The 19,334-nt window shown below is 71.5% G+C and carries 20 protein-coding genes; 7 read left to right on the plus strand and 13 right to left on the minus strand.

Annotation, left to right across the window (positions count from 1 at the left end):
* Window positions 1-231 precede the first annotated feature (231 nt).
* The 5 genes from OU416_RS33930 to OU416_RS33950 all read right to left on the minus strand — a co-directional run bounded on the left by OU416_RS33930 (window position 232) and on the right by OU416_RS33950 (window position 5,838).
* Window positions 232-975 carry a phosphoglyceromutase gene (locus OU416_RS33930; RefSeq protein ID WP_270931163.1) on the minus strand — a complete coding sequence of 248 codons (744 nt, stop codon included), beginning with the start codon at window positions 973-975 and terminating at the stop codon, window positions 232-234.
* A gap of 751 nt (window positions 976-1,726) precedes the next feature.
* Window positions 1,727-2,551, minus strand: coding sequence for a DUF4349 domain-containing protein (locus OU416_RS33935; protein WP_270931164.1), 825 nt, complete (start codon window positions 2,549-2,551; stop codon window positions 1,727-1,729).
* A 63-nt stretch (window positions 2,552-2,614) separates the two neighbouring features.
* The gene (locus OU416_RS33940) at window positions 2,615-3,127 is read right to left on the minus strand and encodes a type III secretion system chaperone family protein (protein ID WP_270931165.1); all 513 of its coding nucleotides are present in this window, start codon (window positions 3,125-3,127) and stop codon (window positions 2,615-2,617) included.
* Window positions 3,124-4,419 (minus strand): D-inositol-3-phosphate glycosyltransferase, encoded by a 1,296-nt coding sequence (gene mshA / locus OU416_RS33945; RefSeq protein ID WP_270931166.1) that lies wholly within the window; start codon window positions 4,417-4,419, stop codon window positions 3,124-3,126. Before mshA ends, OU416_RS33940 begins: the two co-directional genes overlap by 4 nt.
* A 279-nt stretch (window positions 4,420-4,698) precedes the next feature.
* Complete coding sequence (locus tag OU416_RS33950; RefSeq protein ID WP_270931167.1) at window positions 4,699-5,838, minus strand: L,D-transpeptidase; 1,140 nt, start codon at window positions 5,836-5,838, stop codon at window positions 4,699-4,701.
* A gap of 184 nt (window positions 5,839-6,022) precedes the next feature.
* On the opposite strand from OU416_RS33950, the gene OU416_RS33955 reads away from it, so the two are divergent.
* Complete coding sequence (locus OU416_RS33955) at window positions 6,023-6,805, plus strand: SDR family NAD(P)-dependent oxidoreductase (protein ID WP_270931240.1); 783 nt, start codon at window positions 6,023-6,025, stop codon at window positions 6,803-6,805.
* 292 nt (window positions 6,806-7,097) lie between these two features.
* Here OU416_RS33955 and OU416_RS33960 read toward each other — a convergent pair whose 3' ends face one another.
* Together OU416_RS33960 and OU416_RS33965 are read right to left on the minus strand one after the other, a co-directional pair.
* Window positions 7,098-8,072 (minus strand): chymotrypsin family serine protease, encoded by a 975-nt coding sequence (locus tag OU416_RS33960; protein WP_270931168.1) that lies wholly within the window; start codon window positions 8,070-8,072, stop codon window positions 7,098-7,100.
* Window positions 8,073-8,194: 122 nt separating this feature from the next.
* Complete coding sequence (locus tag OU416_RS33965) at window positions 8,195-9,301, minus strand: UDP-N-acetylmuramate dehydrogenase (RefSeq protein WP_270931241.1); 1,107 nt, start codon at window positions 9,299-9,301, stop codon at window positions 8,195-8,197.
* A 37-nt stretch (window positions 9,302-9,338) separates the two neighbouring features.
* On the opposite strand from OU416_RS33965, the gene OU416_RS33970 reads away from it, so the two are divergent.
* The 3 genes from OU416_RS33970 to OU416_RS33980 all read left to right on the plus strand — a co-directional run bounded on the left by OU416_RS33970 (window position 9,339) and on the right by OU416_RS33980 (window position 11,617).
* On the plus strand, window positions 9,339-9,848 hold the full coding sequence (locus tag OU416_RS33970) for a DUF2505 domain-containing protein (RefSeq protein WP_270931169.1): 510 nt from the start codon (window positions 9,339-9,341) through the stop codon (window positions 9,846-9,848).
* Window positions 9,827-10,702 (plus strand): class I SAM-dependent methyltransferase, encoded by an 876-nt coding sequence (locus tag OU416_RS33975; protein WP_270931170.1) that lies wholly within the window; start codon window positions 9,827-9,829, stop codon window positions 10,700-10,702. The genes OU416_RS33970 and OU416_RS33975 overlap by 22 nt, the downstream gene beginning before the upstream one ends.
* Window positions 10,703-10,876: 174 nt before the next feature.
* On the plus strand, window positions 10,877-11,617 hold the full coding sequence (locus tag OU416_RS33980) for a maleylpyruvate isomerase family mycothiol-dependent enzyme (RefSeq protein WP_270931171.1): 741 nt from the start codon (window positions 10,877-10,879) through the stop codon (window positions 11,615-11,617).
* Here OU416_RS33980 and OU416_RS33985 read toward each other — a convergent pair.
* A complete protein-coding gene (locus OU416_RS33985; RefSeq protein WP_270931172.1) occupies window positions 11,614-13,104 on the minus strand; it encodes an MFS transporter in 1,491 nt (496 codons plus the stop codon). The genes OU416_RS33980 and OU416_RS33985 overlap by 4 nt on opposite strands.
* A gap of 188 nt (window positions 13,105-13,292) precedes the next feature.
* Here OU416_RS33985 and OU416_RS33990 point away from each other — a divergent pair, with 188 nt between their 5' ends.
* Window positions 13,293-14,186, plus strand: a complete 894-nt coding sequence (locus OU416_RS33990) for an AraC family transcriptional regulator (RefSeq protein WP_270931173.1) — start codon at window positions 13,293-13,295, stop codon at window positions 14,184-14,186.
* A gap of 284 nt (window positions 14,187-14,470) precedes the next feature.
* Window positions 14,471-15,343, plus strand: a complete 873-nt coding sequence (gene purU, locus OU416_RS33995; protein WP_270931174.1) for a formyltetrahydrofolate deformylase — start codon at window positions 14,471-14,473, stop codon at window positions 15,341-15,343.
* Window positions 15,344-15,410: 67 nt separating this feature from the next.
* On the opposite strand, the gene OU416_RS34000 is transcribed toward purU, so the two are convergent.
* Window positions 15,411-16,472, minus strand: coding sequence for an alkene reductase (locus OU416_RS34000; RefSeq protein WP_270931175.1), 1,062 nt, complete (start codon window positions 16,470-16,472; stop codon window positions 15,411-15,413).
* A gap of 60 nt (window positions 16,473-16,532) precedes the next feature.
* On the opposite strand from OU416_RS34000, the gene OU416_RS34005 reads away from it, so the two are divergent.
* Complete coding sequence (locus OU416_RS34005) at window positions 16,533-16,889, plus strand: MerR family transcriptional regulator (RefSeq protein WP_270931176.1); 357 nt, start codon at window positions 16,533-16,535, stop codon at window positions 16,887-16,889.
* A gap of 36 nt (window positions 16,890-16,925) precedes the next feature.
* On the opposite strand, the gene OU416_RS34010 is transcribed toward OU416_RS34005, so the two are convergent.
* The 4 genes from OU416_RS34010 to OU416_RS34025 form a co-directional block, all read right to left on the minus strand.
* Window positions 16,926-17,474: a YbaK/EbsC family protein gene (locus tag OU416_RS34010; protein WP_270931177.1), complete on the minus strand. Its 549-nt coding sequence runs from the start codon at window positions 17,472-17,474 to the stop codon at window positions 16,926-16,928.
* Window positions 17,475-17,494: 20 nt separating this feature from the next.
* The gene (locus OU416_RS34015; RefSeq protein WP_270931178.1) at window positions 17,495-18,187 is read right to left on the minus strand and encodes an alpha/beta fold hydrolase; all 693 of its coding nucleotides are present in this window, start codon (window positions 18,185-18,187) and stop codon (window positions 17,495-17,497) included.
* 38 nt (window positions 18,188-18,225) lie between these two features.
* Entirely contained in the window at window positions 18,226-18,525 is a 300-nt protein-coding gene (locus tag OU416_RS34020) for a DUF2516 family protein (RefSeq protein WP_372907180.1), read from the minus strand.
* Between the two features lie 179 nt (window positions 18,526-18,704).
* Window positions 18,705-19,331: a hypothetical protein gene (locus OU416_RS34025; protein WP_270931179.1), complete on the minus strand. Its 627-nt coding sequence runs from the start codon at window positions 19,329-19,331 to the stop codon at window positions 18,705-18,707.
* Window positions 19,332-19,334 lie beyond the last annotated feature (3 nt).

The raw sequence follows: 19,334 nt of genomic DNA on the forward strand, positions 1-19,334 counted from the left end.
CGGGGGCTTCTTCACCTCGGCTTCACCCGGCGCTGGTGGCCAGTTCACGTACCGCAGGGCCATCGGTAGCAGTCCGTTCGCCCCCACGGCGATTTCCCGCCATCCCTCCCCCACCCGGGTGACGACAGCAGGGCACCTTCGCCTCCAGCCGAGGGGTGGCTCTCAACGGTGAAGGGCACCTTTAGGCAAGTTACTTGCCTGAAGGTGCCCTTCACCGTGGCTCGATCGGGGTCAGCGGCCCTGGTTGGCGACCGCGGCGGCGGCCTTCTCGGCCGCTTCGGGGTCGAGGTAGGTGCCGCCCGGGTTGAGCGGCTTGAAGTTGTCGTCGAGGTCGTAGCGCAGCGGGATGCCGGTGGGGATGTTCAGGCCCGCGATGGCGTCGTCGGAGATGCCGTCGAGGTGCTTGACCAGCGCGCGCAGCGAGTTGCCGTGCGCGGCGACCAGCACGGTGCGGCCGGCCCGCAGGTCCGGCACGATCGCCGACTCCCAGTACGGCAGCAGCCGGGCCACCACGTCCTTCAGGCACTCGGTGCGCGGCAGGTCCGCGCCGAGGTCGGCGTAGCGCGGGTCGGCGTCCTGGCTGAACTCGCTGCCGAGCTCGATCTCCGGCGGCGGGGTGTCGTACGAGCGGCGCCAGAGCATGAACTGCTCCTCGCCGTAGGTCTCCAGGGTCTGCTTCTTGTTCTTGCCCTGCAGCGCGCCGTAGTGGCGCTCGTTGAGCCGCCAGTCGCGGCGGACCGGGATCCAGTGCCGGTCGGCCACGTCCAGGGCCATGTTCGCCGTGGAGATCGCCCGCCGCAGCAGCGAGGTGTGCAGCACGTCCGGCAGCGCACCGGCCTCGCGCAGCAGCTCGCCGCCGCGCTTGGCCTCCGCCTCGCCCTTCTCGGACAGCGGGACGTCCACCCAGCCGGTGAACAGGTTCTCGGCGTTCCACGTGCTCTCGCCGTGCCGCAGCAGCACCAGGGTCGAAGTCATATCCCCAGGCTATCGAGGCGTTCTGCCGCGGAGGCCGCCGACCGCCTTCAGCGTTCCGAGCGCGGTGCCGATGAATCCCGGCGGAGGCGGTCGCGAGCGGCGCTCGGAAACGCGCCGTGACCGGCGCATTTGGTTGTGCTCTTCACTCGACGGTTATGCGATCACCGCAGCAACGTGACACGAAAGTGGCGGCCATCACCTTCGTTCGGAAAACGAAGGCAGTTTGATTCCTATGCGTTACTTTTCGCTTTGAACATCACACTAATGGAGTAATGTGGCGGCCTTGTGGCAGCTGCATGACTCTGCGAAGTTGACAAAGCTCTCCTTGATCGGCTCCCACGCACTCCCCGATCACGCGAGAGCGTCAACGCGGTCCACATCCCCCATCGGACCGCGCCCGCCGGGCCCCGGGTGCCCCCCGCCCAACGGCCCGTCAGGCGGGACCCCCGCGCGGGGCGGCTCGAGCTCGTGACTCCCCCTCTCTCCCGAGCCGCCCCCGCGGTCCCGCCAAGCTTGTCGGTGCTCGTTTTGCTCGGGTGGTCGCTTGGCGGAACCTGAGTGCTTCCCTGGACTGCGGGTGCCCCTCCTGATGTATGACCGAATACACGGCGGAGGGGCCGTCCTCGCCCAGAGAGCCACCCAGGGGCGGGCCACCGTACCCGCTGGTGGTCGACCTGCATAGGTGGCCCAAGCGGCTGGCGCCGCTTACAAAGGCGAGGACGGCTACGCCGACAGACGTCTTGAGCCGGGACTAGAACGACTTCTTGAGCGCTTTCCGGCGGCGCAACCACAGGCGGAGGCCGATCGCGGGCACCACCAGGGCCGCCGCGAAGGGGAGCACAGCGCCCAGCGTCGTGAGGATGACCGCGCCGGTCGCGGTGAGCCCCCGCCAGCCCGCGCTGAGACCTGCCAGGAAGCCCGTGTCGTCGTCGGCCGCCAGCGGCTGGCTCTCCAGGCGCACCGTGACCGTCGCCAGCTGAACCTGCGAGGCCATCGCCGCTTCCCGGCGCTGGAGCGATTCCAGCTCCGTCTCGCGCGAGGTCAGCTCCGACTCGATCGAGACGATGTCCGAGACCGTCTCCGCCCTGGCCATCAGCTCGCGGAGGCGCTGCACGCTGGCCTGCTGCGAGTCGATCCGGCTGCGGGTGTCCACGAGCTGCTCGGTGACGTCCTCGGCCTGCTGGCTGCGCGAGGTCACGCGCCCCAGCGCGGACAGCTCGCCCAGCGCCCGGTCCAGCTCCGCGGCCGGGATCCGGACGGTCAGCGTGGTGCTCGACCGGTAGCCGCTCTCCTGCTCCAGGTAGCCGCCGATCGCCTCGGCCCGGCGGCGCACCTCCGCGCTCGCGCCCGCGACGTCGTCCACCTCGACGTCCAGCTCCGCCGTGCGGATCACCTCGCGCTGCTGATCCGTCGAGAAGTCCTGCTGGCCGGTCGAGAGGTCCTGCTTCCCGGTCGAGTAGTCGGAGCTGCGCTGCGGCGCCACTTCGCGCGCGCTGCTAGCGGACTCCGACGACGAGGAACACCCCGCGACCAATCCGGCCAGGACCACCACCAGCAGGGACCAACGTAATCGCACCTTCAACTCCTCCACCTCGGTTCGGACACAGCGAGGACGGAGCGGTGCGATCTTCCGGTTGCACTACTGCTGGTAGCGCCCGGGTTCGAGGGGACCGTCGCGCTCCACGAGCGCGCGGAACGGCTGCAGGTTCGCCAGCGACTCGCCGCGCGATTCGCGCCAGCCCCACTCCCGGCGGATCGAGGTGGCGAACCCGAGCTCCAGCAGCGCGTTGAAGTCGCCGTCGGCGGCTTCCAGCACCTGGCCGAGCACCCGGTCCAGCTCCTCGGCGGTCACCGCGTGCAGGCCGATCCGGCCGACCAGGTAGATGTCGCCGGCGGCGTCGAGGGTGTAGTGCACGCCGTAGAGCTTGGCGTTGCGGCGCAGCAGGAACCGGTACACCTCGGCGTGCGCCTCGTCCGGCTGCCTGCACACGAAGGCCTCGACGACCAGCGCGTGCTCGGCCACCACCAGCCAGCAGTTGGTCTGCAGCTTCTTGGTGCCGGGCAGCGTGACGAAGAACCGGCCGGGGCCCTCCTGCCGGTGCTCCAGCCCGTTTTCGTCCAAAGTGGACTTGATCACCTGGTCGATGCTCACGCGGTCGCCTCCCGGACGTGCAGTTGCGCGTGGAAGGCCATCTTCGCCTGCGCGTAGGCGTCCAGTAGCGCCTCGGTGGTGTTCCGCCACGAGAACCGCGTCGCGTGCGCCGTCGTACCGGCCGCCAGGCGGGCCCGCAGCTGCGGATCGCGCACCACGGAACCCAGCGCGTCGGCCCACTGCCCGGTGCGGTGCCCGTCCACCAGCAGCCCGGACACGCCGTCGTCGACGGCGACCGGCAACCCGCCGACCGCCGCGGCCACCACCGGCGTCCCGCAGGCCTGCGCCTCCAGCGCGACCATCCCGAACGACTCGTTGTGGCTGGGCACCGCGATGACGTCGGCAGCCCGGTAGACCGCGGCCAGCGCCGCTCCCGAGCGCGGCGGCAGGAACCGCACCACGTCGGTGATCGCCAGCTCCGCGGCGAGCTCCTGCAACGCCCGCGGCCGCTCCAGCCCGCTGCCGGACGGCCCGCCGACCACCAGCACGACCAGTCGTTCGCGCAGCTCCGGGTGCCGCGCCAGCAGTTCGGCGGTGGCCCGCAGCAGCACGTCGGGGGCCTTCAGCGGCTGGATCCGGCCGACGAAGGCGAGCGTGACGGCGTCGGCGGGCAGGTCCAGCTCGGCGCGCGCGGCGAGGCGGTCGCCCGGGGTGAACACGTCCAGGTCGACGCCGGGCGGGATGGTCGCGATCGAGGCCGGATCGGCGTCGTAGCGGTCGATCAGGTCGGCGGCCTCGAACTCGGTGTTGGCCACCAGCACGTCGGCCTGCTCGACGATCTGCTCCTCGCCCAGCACGCGCATCCGCGGCTCCGGGGTGTCGCCCGCGGCGAGGTTGGCGTTCTTGACCTTGGCGAGGGTGTGCGCGGTGTGCACCAGCGGCACGCCCCAGCGCTCCCGCGCCAGCCACCCGACCTGCCCGGACAACCAGTAGTGCGAGTGCACGACGTCGTAGTGGCCGGGGTCGTGGCGCGCCTCGACGCGCAGCGCTCCGGCGGCGAAGGCGCACAGCTGCGACGGCAGCTCGTTCTTGTCCAGGCCTTCGAAGGGACCGGCGACGACGTTGCGGACCAGCACGCCGGGCGCGAGCTCGGCGATCGGCGGGACGTCCGAGGACGTGGCCCTGGTGAAGATCTCGACCTCGGTGCCGAACTCGGCGAGCTGCCGCGCGGTCTGCGCGATGTAGACGTTCATGCCCCCGGCGTCACCGGTGCCGGGCTGTTCCAGCGGCGAGGTGTGCAACGAGAAGACGGCCGCGCGGCGCGGCCGCATGCGTAACGTTCTGGAGGTCATCAGCTGTCCATCGCGAGCGGGACGCCCCGAGGCCTCGGAGCGCACGTGGAACCCGACGTCCGGCGCGGCGGGAAACGTTCCCGCAACACCAGGCCAACGCTCGACGCTACCGCCAACACCCCGCCGGACCGGCCGCTCCACCGGCCCCGGGTGGCGCTACTCACACGTAGCCCAGCCCAGTTTCACCGGAAGCTGTCCCGCCCCCGCGGCCGGAGCACCGCGGCAGTTTTGCCGGAAACTGCCGCGGCGTGCCGAGGCCGGTGGGGTTTGCGGGAGGGTTCAGACCGCTGACTTCGCCGTCCACTGGTCCCAGCTCAGGAGCCAGTCGTAGACGTCGTACTGCGGGGGCATGCTGCTCGCCGATCCGGACACCTCGACCGGGTCGCCGATCAGCGCGCTGTCGTAGTACTTCTTCGCGTCCGCCGCGCTGAGGTTGATGCAGCCGTGCGAGTTGTTGACCTTGCCCAGGGCCGCCGCGTTCTCCTGGTTCTCGTGGATGAACTCGCCGTGGTTGGAGAACCGGGCCGCCCACGTCTTGCGCACGTCGCGGTAGCCGTAGCGGGGGTTGTCCATGATCTCCACCGGGTTCTTCTCCATGATGATGAAGGTCCCGTTGGGCGTGTTGCGGCCCGGGTCGTACTCCTCGCCGTAGCTGGCCGCGTAGCTGGCCACCTGCTCGCCGTCGCGCTCCACCACCAGCCGGTGCGTGCCCACGTCGGCCTTGACGATCTGCGCGCGGCCGATGTCGAAGTCGGTGGTCAGGTCGGCCAGGCCGTAGGCGCCGCCGCCGTAGGCCTGGCCGTAGAGCTTGGCGCTGACGCTGACCCGCGTGTTGGCCGGCCAGTACTCCTTCGGCCGCCAGTCGACCTGCCGGTCGGACAGCCACGCCCAGGCGCCCTCCACCGGGACCGAGGTCTGCACGTTCAGCGCCCGCTGCACGGCGGCCTTGTCCTCGACCGGCTCGTCGAACTTGACGCTGATCGGCATCGCGATGCCGACCTCTGCCTCGTCGGTGGGGTTGATGGTGGCGCGGATGGTCCGCTGCGGCTGCAGGGTGGTGAAGCTGCCCTGCACCGGGACCTGCTTGCCGTCCTCGCCGGTGGCCTGCCCGGACCACGTGTAGGTCTTGCCGTAGCCGAGGGCCGTGGTCGCCTGCCAGCTCTTGCCGTCCGGTGCGAGCTGCCCCTCGACCTGCTTGCCGTCGGCGTTGGTCAGCTGGACGGAGTCGAACCGGCCGCGATCGACGCCCGCCTTGACCGGGGCCGCCGGGTTGACCTCGGCCGCGCCGGCGCCCGGCTCGAAGGAGACCTTCGCGACCGGTTCGTCGGGCGCCCGGTCTTCCGGCGCGGACGTCCCGCAGCCGGAGATCAGCAGCACCGCCGCGAGCGCGGTCCACAGCAGCCGCAGCTTGGAACTCACTTCGATTCCCTTCCGAGAAATTGCGACCACGCTGTCCGCTTTGCCGAATTCGGCGGACAGCAGGCGAAAAAATGACCCTCATTCACAAATACGCCTGAAGCCCGGTGAAGTGCATTGCCCTACCAGTGTGTCCGGTCACATCGATCGGGTGATGGCGAGCCCCTCCGGGTGACGTGATCGGATGATGGGGGCAACCCGAAACCGGCGGGAGGACGTAGACGTGAGCACAAGTTCTGCAGGTCGCTGGGCCGTGGTCACCGGGGCGAGTTCCGGCATCGGCGCCGCCACCGCGCGGCAGCTCGCCGCGGCCGGATTCACCGTCGTCCTGGGCGCGCGGCGGCTCGACCGGTTGACCGCGCTGGCCGAGGAGATCGGCGGCAAGGCGCTGCCGCTGGACGTCACCGACCAGGAATCGGTGGACGCGTTCGTCGCGCAGGTGCCCGAGTGCCACGTGCTGATCAACAACGCCGGCGGCGCGAAGGGCCTGGCCAAGATCGCCGACGCGGTCGAGGACGACTGGCGCTGGATGTGGGAGACCAACGTGCTCGGCACGCTGCGGGTCACCCGCGCCCTGCTGCCGAAGCTGGTGGCCTCCGGCGACGGCCACGTGGTGACGGTGACCTCGGTGGCGGCGACCGGCGTCTACGACAACGGCGGCGGCTACACCTCGGCCAAGCACGCGCAGGGCGCTCTGCACCGCACGCTGCGCGGCGAGCACCTGGGCGAGCCGGTGCGGTTCACCGAGATCGCGCCGGGCGCGGTGGAGACGGAGTTCTCCGAGGTGCGCTTCGACGGCGACAAGGAGCGCGCGGCGGCCGTGTACCGCGGCATCACCCCGCTGACCGCCGACGACATCGCCGACGTCATCACCTTCGCGGTGACCCGCCCGCCGCACGTCAACCTCGACTTCATCGAGGTCAAGCCGCGCGACCAGCACTCCGCGACCCGGATGCACCGCCACGAGTGACGACGAGGCCGTGAGCGGTTCGGGGTGTCATAGCGCCCCGAAGCGCTCACGGCGAGGCGATTGAATGGGCCGCAGCCGCGAGGCGCAGCGCACAACGGCATGAGCTGCCGCAAGCGCGCAGCGCTTGCCCCACCCCCGCAACTCGCACCGCCGCGGGTTCTCAGGAGTTTCCTGGCGAGGACGGCCCAGCCGCCGTGTATTGGTCATACATCAGGCTGGGCACCCGCAGTCCAGGGAGCCTCTGAGGTTCCGCTACCGGCACCGCCACGCAAAACGAGCACGGAATCAACCGTCAGGCGTGGATGCGCTGGGGTTCGGTGCAGAGCTCCACGTCCAGTTCTGTCAGGACGTCCGCGATCGGGCTGGCGAACCCGACCGCTCCGTCGCAGCTGCCCGCGACGTGCAGGCCCACCACCCGGCCGCCCGGGCCGACCACGGCCGCACCGGCGTCGCCGGGCCCGCAGAAGCGTTCCTCCGGCCCCACCACGCGGATCTGCTCGCGCAGCACGCGGACACCGAGGGCTTCGCCGTGGTCGATCCGCAGCGTCGCGTCGACGGAGGTCACGACGCCGACGGTCACCGCGGTGCCGAAGCCGTGCTTGCGCACCCGCTCGCCCGGGTAGGCCGTCGCGGGCCCGGTGATCGGGCCGATGCCCTCGACCACGCAGGTCGTCGCCGATCCCGGCGCCAGAGCGACCGCCGCCGCGTCCACCCGGCCGGACAGCGCGGCCCGCGCGAGCTCGGCGTGCACCCGCCCGCCCTCCGGGTCGAGCATCTGGTCGCCCACCGACCAGCCGTCGTCCAGGCAGCCCACGTCGAAGGTGGTCAGGCCCATCGGAACCGCCATCGGCGCGGCACCGGTCACCAGCGCGCCCAGCGTGCCGATCCGCCGGTGCGGACCGGCCACCACGACGTCCGGCGGGGCGAGGTGGACGGCGCGGCACGGCGCGATCCCGCTGCCGCCGGAGATCACCCCGGGCCGCTCGGCGCGCCGCGGTCGCGGCGTCAGCGGCTCGTCCTCGGCGCAGTGGATGTGCTGCAGGACCGGCTGCTCCTCGATGACGTCGGTCGGGATGCCGAAGACGTCCGCGGGCACGCAGGAACCGGGTTTCAGCTGTTCGCGCGGCTTCTTGTGCGCCACCGACACCACGATGACCTGCTGCCCGGTGCTGCGTCCGGCGCGGTGCTGCGCGCCGATGTCGACAGCTGTCACCCCGGGCAGGTCGAGCAGCTGATCCTCGACGGCCCGTTTGATCGGGCGTATCACGGCCCGATCCCTAAGCTCCCTGATGCTCAGCATGGTGGCCCCCTCCACCTACACCATTTAACACTCAGGGTGACGCATCAGTCACGAAGAGTCACTCTTACGGCCGTTCGGCTCTTCGGCTGCTACAGCGAACAGTCCACCAAGACGGGCTCGGGTGCCAGCGAAACGCCGAAGGCCAGGCGTACTCCGTCCCGAACTTCACGCGCAAGAATGAGCAGGTCCGAGGTGGTGGCGGCGCCGCGGTTGGTCAGCGCGAGGGTGTGCTTGGTGGACAGCCCCGCCCGGCCGCCCGGCCCCCGGTGGCCCTTGGCGAACCCGGCGCGCTCGATGAGCCACGCCGCGGACAGCTTGACCCCGCCGTCGGCCGGGTACTGCGGGATCCGCTGGTCGGCGCCGACCCGGGCGGTGATGCGCGCCAGCACCTCGGGCAGCTCGGCCTCGCCGACGATCGGGTTGGTGAAGAACGAGCCGGCGCTCCAGGTGTCGTGGTCGGCCGGGTCGAGCACCATGCCCTTGCCGCGCCGCAGCGCCAGCACCGCCTCGCGCGCGCTCGCCACGTCCACCTGCGCGCCCGGCTCGACGTCGAGCGCGCGGGCCAGCTCGCCGTACCGGATCGGCGCGGAGCGGTCGTCGTCGCGCAGCATGAACCGGACGCGCAGCACCACGGCGGCGTCGCTGTGCTTGAGGACGCTGTTGCGGTAGGTCAGGCCCAGCTCACCGGCCGGGACGGTGCGCACCTGGCCGGTGCGCCGGTCGAGCAGGTCGACCGAGACCAGCAGCTCCGAGACCTCCACGCCGTACGCGCCGACGTTCTGCACCGGCGTCGCGCCGGTCAGGCCGGGGATGCCGGACAGGCACTCCAGCCCGCCCAGGCCCTGGCGCGCGGTGTCGGCGACGACCTCGTCCCAGTCCTCGCCCGCCTCCGCGGTCAGCTGCACCAGCCCGTCACCGACGCTGTCGTACTGGCGGCCCTTGGTGGCGATGCGCACCACGTGGCCGTCGAACCCCTCGTCGGCCACCACGACGTTCGACCCGCCGCCCAGCACCAGCAGGCGGTGCCCGCCCGCGTCGGCCGCGCGCACCGCGTCGGTGATCTCGTCGGGCCGGGTCGCGACCACCAGACCGGCGGCCGGGCCGCCCAGCCGCAGGGTGGTGTGGTCGGCCAGCGGGACACCGGTGCGCTCGCCGGGCAGCGCTGTGTCGCCGCGCACTTCTTCGGCACCGGACATGGAGGGGTTCACGGTTGCCAAAGGTAACCTCCGCTGCATGGCACGCCGCATCGAGCACCGAAGCACCTCAGAGTGGCCCGCGGTCCGGTTGTACGAGGCGCTGATCGACATCGACTACCTCAACGACCGCCTGGAGGAGCTCGGCGGCACCAACGCCGAGCTGGTGCAGCACGTGGCGACCGACGACGGCGCGCGGTTCCAGATCCGCCACTCGGTGCCCGCGGACGCGCTGCCCTCGGTGGCGCGCACCATGGTCGGCAACGATCTGACCATCGACCGCAGCGAGTCGTGGCGGCGCGAGGAGGACGGGCACTACACCGGCGAGATCGCCGCCGAGATCGCCGGGGCGCCGTGCACCATCACCGGCTCGATGTGGCTGCGCGACGTGGCCGAATCGGCCGACAGCGAGTTCGTGGTGTCGGGCAACGTGCGGGTCAACGTGCCGTTCGTGGGCGGCAAGATGGAGGACCTCGTCGCCGATCAGGTGCAGAAGCTGCTCAGCGCCGAGGAGCGCTTCACCGCCGAATGGCTGGCCCGCCGGGCATGACGTCGGTCCCGAAGAAGCGGGCACCGCGGCTGGCCGCCGGTCGGGCCCGCGCTCTCGGCATGCCCACCAGGGGCACGACGAACCCGAACCGGCTGCGCCGCGTCGACCGCTGGATCCTCGGCACGCCGTGGGTCGCGGGCGCGGTGCGGGACGCGGCGGAACCGGTGGTGATCGACCTCGGCTACGGCGCGACGCCGGTGACCACCGTGGAACTGGCCGATCGGCTGCGCCCGCTGCACCCGGCGCTGCGGGTGGTCGGCCTGGAGATCGACCCGGACCGGGTCGCGGCGGGCAAGGCGGTGGCCGATCCGCCCGCGCTGGAGTTCCGCCGCGGCGGCTTCGAGCTGGCCGGGCTGGCCGCCGGGATCCGCGACTTCCCCGGCCCGGCGCTGGTGCGCGCGTTCAACGTGCTCCGGCAGTACTCCGAGGCGGAGGCCTGGAAGTACTGGGACGAGCTGTGCGCCCGGCTGGGCCCGGACGGGCTGCTGGTGGAGGGCACCTGCGATGAGATCGGGCGCCGCTGCTGCTGGGTGGTGCTGGACCGCGGCGGGCCGCTGACCTTCACCGTGGCCTGCCTGCCCTCGGACCTGGAGAAGCCCTCCGACCTGGCCGAACGGCTGCCCAAGACGCTGATCCACCGCAACGTGCCCGGGGAGAAGGTGCACGCGATGCTCGCGGAGCTCGACGCCTGCTGGGCGACGGCGGTACCGATGGCCCCGTTCGGCCCCCGGGCCCGCTGGGCGCACGCGGTGCGGCTGTTCGCCGACCGCGGCTGGCCGGTCCTGGACCGACACCGCCGCTGGCGCCTCGGCGAGCTGACCGTCCCCTGGTCCACCGTCGCGCCCGACCGCTGACGTCGCGCTCCCCACGCGATTTCAATGGAAGTCGCGCACCGTCGGCGTGTCGGACCCCGACACACCGACGCCTAGGGACGACTCGCGCAACTTCAATGGAAATCGGGTCTCCGATTTCCGTTGAAGTCGCGTTCTCCGGAGCCTTCGGCGGGGTCGCGGGCCTAGGCTGGAGGCATGGCGAGCGAGTTCCTGCAGCACGCTTTTCACGACCAGGCCGTGGCCTTCCGCAGCGCCGCGCTCCAAGCAGGCCCGAACACCGAGGTCTCGACCTGCCCGGGCTGGGACGTCCGGCAGCTGGTGCAGCACCTCGCGCAGGCCTACGCCAGGATCGAGCGCTCGCTGCACCTGGAGCCGGGCAGCCCGCGGCCCGAAACCCCGCGCCCACCGGCCGATTTCGACGACGTGCTCACCTGGTGGGACGAGCGGCTGGCCGAACTCCGGCAGACGTTGTCCACAGTGGATCCGGACCGTCCGGTGCGGTGGTTCCACCCCGGCGGCACGCCGCGCACCTGGCTCCGGCGGGCCACGCACGAAACCGCGATCCACCGCTTGGACGCCGAGCACGCCCTCGCCGGGCTGGGCCCGGACCACGTGCACGAGCTGATCTTCGACCCGGAGCTGGCCGCCGACGGCATCGACGAGTTCCTGACCGAACTGCTCCCGCTCGGCGACTGGTCCGGGTCCGGCAGCGAGGGCCAGGTGCTCGTGCACGCACCGGACGCGGGCAGGGCGTGGCTGGTGGAGTTCCGGCCGGGCGAGCCGCCGCAGGCCGGACCGGCCAGCGGCACCGCGCTGGAGGCCGACGCGACGATCGCCGGCACGGCCGACGCGGTGTACCGGCGGGTCTGGGGCCGGCCGAGCACCGCCGTGGTCACCGGCGACACCGCGCTGGCCGACCTGATCGCCGGGCGCTAGCCGACCGGCTCGGCATCGCGCTGCTCGGCCCGCGACCGCTTGAGCAGCACCAGCGCGAACACCGCCAGCAGCCCGGCGAGCACACCGCTGACGATCGCCGCCGTCTGCACACCGGAGGTGAATCCCGCCCGCGCCACGTCCGCCAGCGCCGGAACGGCCGCACCACTGCCCAGGTTCCCCGCGACCTCGGCGACCACGGCCGACGGGACCCCGTCCGGCGCGGCGGTCCGCACGTGGTCGCGGTACACGGCCGAGACCAGGCTGCCGGTGGCGGCGATGCCGAAGGCCAGTCCGAGCTCGTAGCTGGTCTGCCCGATCGCGGAGGCCTGCCCGGCCTTCTCCGGAGCGGCGGCGCTCACCGCGATGTTCGTCCCCAGCACGGTGATCGGCGCGAGCCCCAGCATCATCACGGTCGTGCCCGCGGTCACCGTCCCGACCCCGGGCGCGGCGGCGATCAGCGCGAACCCGGCGATCGCGACCACCGCACCCGCGGTGATCACGAGGGCGGGCCCGGCGCGGTGGGCCAGCAGCGGCGTCAGCTGCGATCCGAGCGCCAGCCCGACGGCGGGCAGCACCATCAGCAGCCCCGCCTCCAGCGGCGCCACACCGCCGACGAGCTGGAGGTACTGCGGCATCAGGTACTCCACGCCGTTCATCGCGGCCAAGCCGGTGAACAGCAGCAGCGGCGCGGCGGCGAACTTGCGGTCGCGGAACAGCTCCAGGTCCAGCAGCGGGTTGTCGATGCTGCGCTGGCGGCGCACGAACAGCGCGCCGAAGAGCACCGCCGCAGCCACCACGACCAGCAGCGGGACGTCGAGCCCGTGCTCGCCGAAGTGCTTGATGGCGTAGACGAACGGCAGCAGGGTCAGCAGCAGGAGCGGCACGCTGAGCCGGTCCAGCGGCGTCGCGCCGGGATCGGCGAGCTCGGGCACCGTGCCCGGGATGCCGATCAGCGCGACCACCAGGACCGGCACTCCGACCAGGAACACCGAGCCCCACCAGAAGTGCGCCAGCAGCACGCCGCTGAGCACCGGCCCCAGCGCGATCCCGGTGGACAGCGCGGTCACCCACAGCGCGATGGCCCTGGCCCGGCGCCGGGCGTCGGTGAACATCCCGGAGATCAGGGCCAGCGTGGACGGGATGATGGCCGCGCTGGAGGTGCCGAGCAGCACCCGCGCCGCGATCAGCACCGCCGGGCTCCACGCGTAGGCGGCCAGCAGCGAAGCGGCGGTGAACACCGCCAGACCGGCCATCAGCAGGCGGCGACGGCCGAACCGGTCGCCGATGTTCCCGCCGAGGACCAGCAGGCAGGCCATCGCGAAGCCGTAGCTGTCGTTGATCCACAGCAGCTCGGTGCTGGTCGGGCCCAGATCGGCGGACAGCTGCGGAACCGCCATCCACAGCACGCCGAGATCGATGGTCAGCAGCAACGTCGGCAACAGCAGGAAGACCAGGCCCAGTCGCTGTCCCGCCTCTCCGCGATTCACAGCGGTGGTCGCATCCGACTGGGTCTCACGTTTTGCGGCTTCTTGTGGCTGAGTTGCGTCACGGTCCCCTGAGGTGCGGTTGAGTGGGTCTCGGCTTGGGCTGCTCATGCCTTCAGCCAACAGCGGCGGGGCCGGACTGTGGATGGCTGGAAATCCGGGATGGATGTTCGCGCGTCTAGACTCGGGGCGTGGATGACGCCCTGTCCGGTCTGCTGCTCGACGTCCGCTCCAGCGGTGCGCTGTTCGACCGGTCCGTGCTCTGCCCGCCCTGGTCGATCCGGTTCGGGGAAGAAGCGCTGACCTTGCTGACCATGGTCAACGGCGAGGCCTGGGTGCTGCCCGACGACGGCGAGCCCGTCCGGCTCGGGCTGCACGACGAGGCCATCGTGCGGGGACCGTTCTCGGTCTCCGACGGTCCGACGACCGCAGGACGCGACAGGTGCGCGCACCAGGGCATGCGCGGCGCGGTCAGCGGGCCGACGGTGCTGCTCACCGGCACGTACCAGGTGCGGGGCAGCGTTTCGCAGCGAGTGCTGGCCGCGCTGCCGCCGATCGCCCTGCTGCCGGCCGCCGCGGCCGACTGCCCGACCCTGGACCTGATCGTCGACGAGATCCAGCAGGACAAGCCGGGCCGCCAGGCGATGCTGGACCGGCTGCTCGACCTGCACCTGGTCGCCACCCTGCGGGAGTGGTTCGACCGCGCGGACACCAGCGCCCCGGCCTGGTACCGGGCGCACCAGGACCCGCACGTCGGCCGAGCTCTGCGGCTGCTCCACGAGAACCCGGCGCAGCCCTGGACGGTGGCGAAGCTGGCCGCCGAAGCGGGCCTGGCCCGGGCCACGTTCGCGGAGCGGTTCCGCGAGCTGGTCGGCCAGCCGCCGATGGCCTACCTCGCGGAGTGGCGCATCGCCCAAGCCGCCGACCTGCTGGCCCGAACCGATGCAACGGTCGACGCCATCGCCCGCCAGGTCGGCTACTCCAACGCCTACGCCCTCAGCGTCGCCTTCAAGCGCACGGTCGGCATCCGCCCCACCGAACACCGAGCCGCCACCCGCGACGTTCCCGCGGCCCAGCACCCGTGATCACGTTCCGGTGATTTCCCACCACCACCCGCTCCAGCCCACCACCAGCGCAAACACCACTCCCAGCCGTCGGGCGCGGGGCGCGGTGTCAATTTCGTACGAAATTGACCGTCACCCGGGTGAACGTCAATTTCGCGCGAAATTGACCAGGGCCCGGGTGAAGCGAGGCGGCCGTTGGGGCGATCGGACGGCGTGGCGGATTGCTCCCGGGGGCCTGTCGCGGACGTCACGACGGGGTCGCCCCTGAGCTGCAGGGCCTTCGCCACCTGCGATAATGACTGATCGTGAGCACTCCCGAGCGGCGTTTCGTGATCAGCTTCGGCTGCCCTGACCGGACCGGCATCGTGGCCCGGATTTCGACCTTCCTCGCCGACTTCGGCGGTTGGATCGTCGAGGCCGGCTACCACACCGATCTCGAGACCGGCTGGTTCTTCACCCGGCAGGAGGTCCGCGCCGACTCGCTGCCGTTCGGCATCGACGAGCTGCGCGAGCGGTTCGCCGCCGTGGCCGGGGAATTCGGCGGCGAGAGCAGCTGGCGCGTCTCGGACACCGGTGAGCGCCGCCGGGTGGTCGCCCTGGTGTCCAAGGACGGCCACTGCCTGCACGACCTGCTCGGCCGGATCAGCTCCGGCGAGCTGGAGGTGGACCTGCGCGCGGTGATCGGCAACCACCCGGACCTCGGCCCGATCACCGAAGCGCACGGCATCCCGTTCCACCACGTGCCGTTCGGCAAGACCCCGGAGGCGAAGGCCGATGCCTTCAGCCAGGTCCAGAAGCTGGTGGACGAGCACGATCCGGACGCGATCGTGCTGGCCCGCTTCATGCAGATCCTGCCGCCCGAGCTGTGCGAGGAGTGGGCGGGCCGCGCGCTGAACATCCACCACAGCTTCCTGCCGTCGTTCGCAGGCGCCCGGCCCTACCACCAGGCCTACGACCGCGGCGTGAAGCTGATCGGCGCGACCTGCCACTACGTGACGGCCGAGCTGGACGCGGGCCCGATCGTCGAGCAGGACGTGATCCGCGTGGACCACACCGACGACGTGGCGGACATGGTCCGCAAGGGCCGCGACATCGAGAAGCTGGTGCTGGCCCGAGGCCTCCGCGCCCACCTCGAAGACCGCGTCCTGGTCCACAACCGCCGCACCGTGGTGTTCTGACCCGCGACTTCTCAAAGGTGAAGGGCACCTTTCGCCCGCATGCTCGGCGAAAGGTGCCCTTCACCTCTCACCCGAACGCGTGGATCGGGTAGTCGGCGTAGCCCTGCGGGCCGTGGGTGTAGAGGGTGCTCTCGTCGATCTCGGTGAGCGGGGCGCCGGTGGCGATCCGGTTCGGGAGGTCGGGGTTGGAGATGAACAGGCGGCCGAAGGAAACCAGGTCCGCGCCTCGGTCTTCGACCAGCGCCGCGCCGGACTCCGCCGTGGTCGGGTGTCCGAAACCGGTGTTGCCGATGAGCGTTCCGGTCCAACGTGGACGGAGATCGCGCAGCGCCGGGTAGCGGCTGTTGTCGGTCAGGTGCAGGTACGCGAGACCCAGCGGTTCCAGTGCGCCGACGAGCGCCCGGTACACCGGTGCGGGGTCTGCTTCGACGAGCCCGGTGAGCGGATTTCCCGGTGACAGGCGGATTCCCACCCGGTGCGCGCCGATCGCGCTCACCACGGCCTCGGCCACCTCGACGGCGAACCGGACGCGCCCGGCGCCGCCGTAGCGGTCGCCGCGCACGTTGGTGTTGTCGGCGAGGAACTGGTGCAGCAGGTAGCCGTTGGCGCCGTGCAGCTCGATCCCGTCGAAGCCCGCGTCGATCGCCCGCCGCGCCGAAGCCACGTGCTCGTCGACCGCCTGCGCGATGTCCGCGGTGGTCATCTCACGCGGGACCAGCGCGCCCACCTTGCCGTCGGCGGTGTGCAGCTCGATGTCCGCGGGCACCGGAGAAGGCGCGATCGGGTGCAGCCCGCCGAGGTTGTTGTCCGGAACGGTCAGCCGCCCGGCGTGCATGAGCTGCGCGAAGATCCGCCCGTCCGCGGTGTGAACGGCATCGGTGACCGCGCGCCAGGCCGCGACCTGTTCCGGCGAGACCAGACCGGGCCCGCGCAACGCACCTTGTCCCTGCACGCTCGGCCAGATCCCCTCGGTCACGATCAGCCCGGCAGCTGCGCGCTGCGCGTAGTAGTCCGCCACGAACGGCTGGGGGACGCCCTGTTCGTCGCCCCGGAACCGGGTCATCGGGGCCATCACGATCCGGTTCGGCAGCGACAGCGGCTCGTACGGCTTGAGCAGTGAGTTCGTCATGCCGACGACGGTAGAATCTGACGTGCACGTCAGATTCCACTGAAGGTGATGGAGCACACGATGCGGATCGGTGAACTGTCCCGGCGCACCGGGGCCAGCGTGCGCGCGCTCCGCTACTACGAGCAGCAGGGCCTGCTCTCCGCCACCCGGACCCCGGGCGGCCACCGCGAGTACGCCGACTCCGATGTGGACAAGGTTGCACTGGTGCAGCGGCTGATCGGCGCAGGTGTGCCGAGCGCGAAGATGGCCCAGATCTTCCCGTGCGTCTTCGGCGGCCGCTCCAAGCCGACGATCGAGGTCGTCGCGGACCTCTGCGAGGAACGGGAGCGGATCAACGGGATGATCGACGACCTGCTGGCCTCCCGGGCGATCCTCGACGACATGATCACCGACGCCCGGGTCGCCGCCAACGCATAGGGCGTGAGTGCGCAACGGCGTTGCGCACTCACGACTTCAGCGGCCCAGGCCGTCCAGGACCTCTGCGTTCGGGAGGCCGGTCAGGGCTTCGCCCGGGGTGATCAGCTTGCTGCGGCGGACGCCGCTGCCGACCACCAGCGCCGGGGCCTTCGCCACCTCCGGGTCGATCAGGACCGGCCAGTCCCCGGGGAGGCCGAACGGCGTGATGCCGCCGTACTCCATGCTGGTCAGCCGCACCGCGTCGTCCATCGGGGCGAAGGACGCCTTGCGGACGTCCAAGCGGCGCTTGACCACGCCGTTGACGTCGGCCCGGGTCGTCGCCAAGACCACGCACGCGGCGTAGCGGACCTCGCCGGCGCGCTTGCCCGCGACGACCACGCAGTTCGCCGACAGCTCCAGCGGTGAGCCGTACTTCTCGCAGAACGCCGCGGTGTCCGCCAGATCCGGGTCGATCTCGGTCGCGCCGATGCGCGCGTCGTCGAGCTGCCGGACCGCTGCCGCCACCGGGTCGGCGAGCAGGTCGAGGCGCTCGAGCGCCGATGTCACGTCCAGCGTTCCTGCGGCCAAAGCCCAATCAGCACCCATGGCACGACAATACGAGTGGCTCAGCCGAGGAAGTCCACCAGGAGTCCGCGCAGCTCGCGGCGGTGCGTGAGCATGGGTGCGGGCGAGGGGAAGATCTCCAGCCGCGCGCGGGCGAAGGCCGCGGCCACTGCCTTGGCCACCTCCGCCGGGTGCAGCGGATCATCGGTGGCACCGACGACGAGCACGTCCGAGCCCACGGAGCTCAGCGGGGCCGCGTCGGCCAGCGGTGCTTGCTCGGGCAGTTCGCGGAGGGCGTCTTCGAGGCGCATCAGCGCGGCAGCGCGCTGCTCGGCGTAGTCCCCGACCTCGGCGCCTGGCGGAAGATCCGCCGCGACGAGCTTCCGCAGCTCCTCCGGATCACCGACCGCGTCGGCGAGACGTTCGAAGGACCAGGTCGCCGCGACGTCACGAGGCCGGTCCAAGGCTGCCGGGAGCAGCAGCGCCAGCCGCTCGAACCGGTCCGGGCGCTCGGCGGCGATGCGGGTCAGCGCGCCCGCGCCCAGCGAAACACCGACCGCACGAGTCGCTTCCACCTCGTCGGCGATCGCGAGGACGTCCGCGGCGATGGTCGCGTAGTTCCAGTAACCGGGCGGAGCGTCCGGGGCCTTGCCGTGCCCCGGCAGCGTGACGACGACGCGGGTGCCCGGAAGCCCGGACGAAGGGATGCGGGCCTCGCCCTCGGTCGCACCCAAACCGTGCACGACCAGCGTCACCGGCCCACCGCGGCCGTGCGCGGTCCAGCGGGACAGCACTACCAGGACCGCCCCTGGATCTCCCGCACCTTCGGGCGCACGTCGACGATGTAGACCAGCGAGGCGATCAGCCCGGCGATCCAGATGATCCCGTACGGCCCGCGCTGGTCCAGGATGAGCAGCACCGCGGCGGCACCCGTGATGAGCAGCCACTTCGCCTTGCTCAGCTTGTCCACGGCGGTGAACGCGTCAGGGCGCTGCAGCGCAGCGTGCACGAACGCGAAGACCCCGACCGGGATGCACGCGATCCAGATCGCCAGCAAGATCCACTGGTACAAAGCCAAGCCGGTGAAATCCACGTCTCCACCTTACGTGCCGAGCGTCGGCGCGGGCACCCGCCGACGGGCCGAGCCGCCCCAACACACCGCACGCCCCCGGACCTCACCCGAACGGAACTCCGCCGGGCGGCGTCGCAGCAGGTGACGGTCAATTTCGCGCGAAATTGACGCGCCCCTGCCCGCGGCGCCGCCGGTGGGGTTCAGCTGTCGCTGGGCTTGGTGGTCTTCTTCGCCGCGGGCTTCGCCGTGCTCTTCGCGGTGGACTTGGCCGCCGGCTTGCGGGTCGCGGCGGGCTTGGGTGCCTCCGCGCTCTCGGCCTTCTCGGCCGGGGCTTCCTCGGTGGGGGCCTCTTCGGCCTTGGTGAACGGGCGGCTGACCTTGCCCAGGACGTCGTCGGCCAGGTCGCGGACCTCGTCCACCGTCTCCTCGACCTTGTCCTGCGCGGTGCCGACCTGGCTCCAGACCTTCTTGACCTGCGGCTGGTCCTGCAGCCGGTGCAGGGTCTCCTCACCGCGCTCGGCCAGGAAGTCGTAGAGCTGCTTGGCCGTCTGGCTGTAGGCGTCGACGCGCTTGCGCAGCTCGGCCGGGTCGAGCTTGCCGCGCAGCTCGTCGAGGTCGTTGGGCAGTTCCTGGCGAGCCGCCTCGGCGCGCTCGTTGAGCTGGCTGCGGACCTTGTTGACCGCCTCCAGCAGGGCCTGCGCGGCGAGGTCACCGGCGCCGAGCGCGGCGAGCAGCGGCGTGCGGGCCTGCTCGACGGCGTCGCCGAACGCCTTCTCGGCCTGCTCGCGCACCTTGTTCACGTCCTCGGTCTTCGGGAAACCCGGCATGGG

The sequence above is a fragment of the Saccharopolyspora indica genome (assembly GCF_027853965.1).
Lineage (GTDB): Bacteria > Actinomycetota > Actinomycetes > Mycobacteriales > Pseudonocardiaceae > Saccharopolyspora > Saccharopolyspora indica.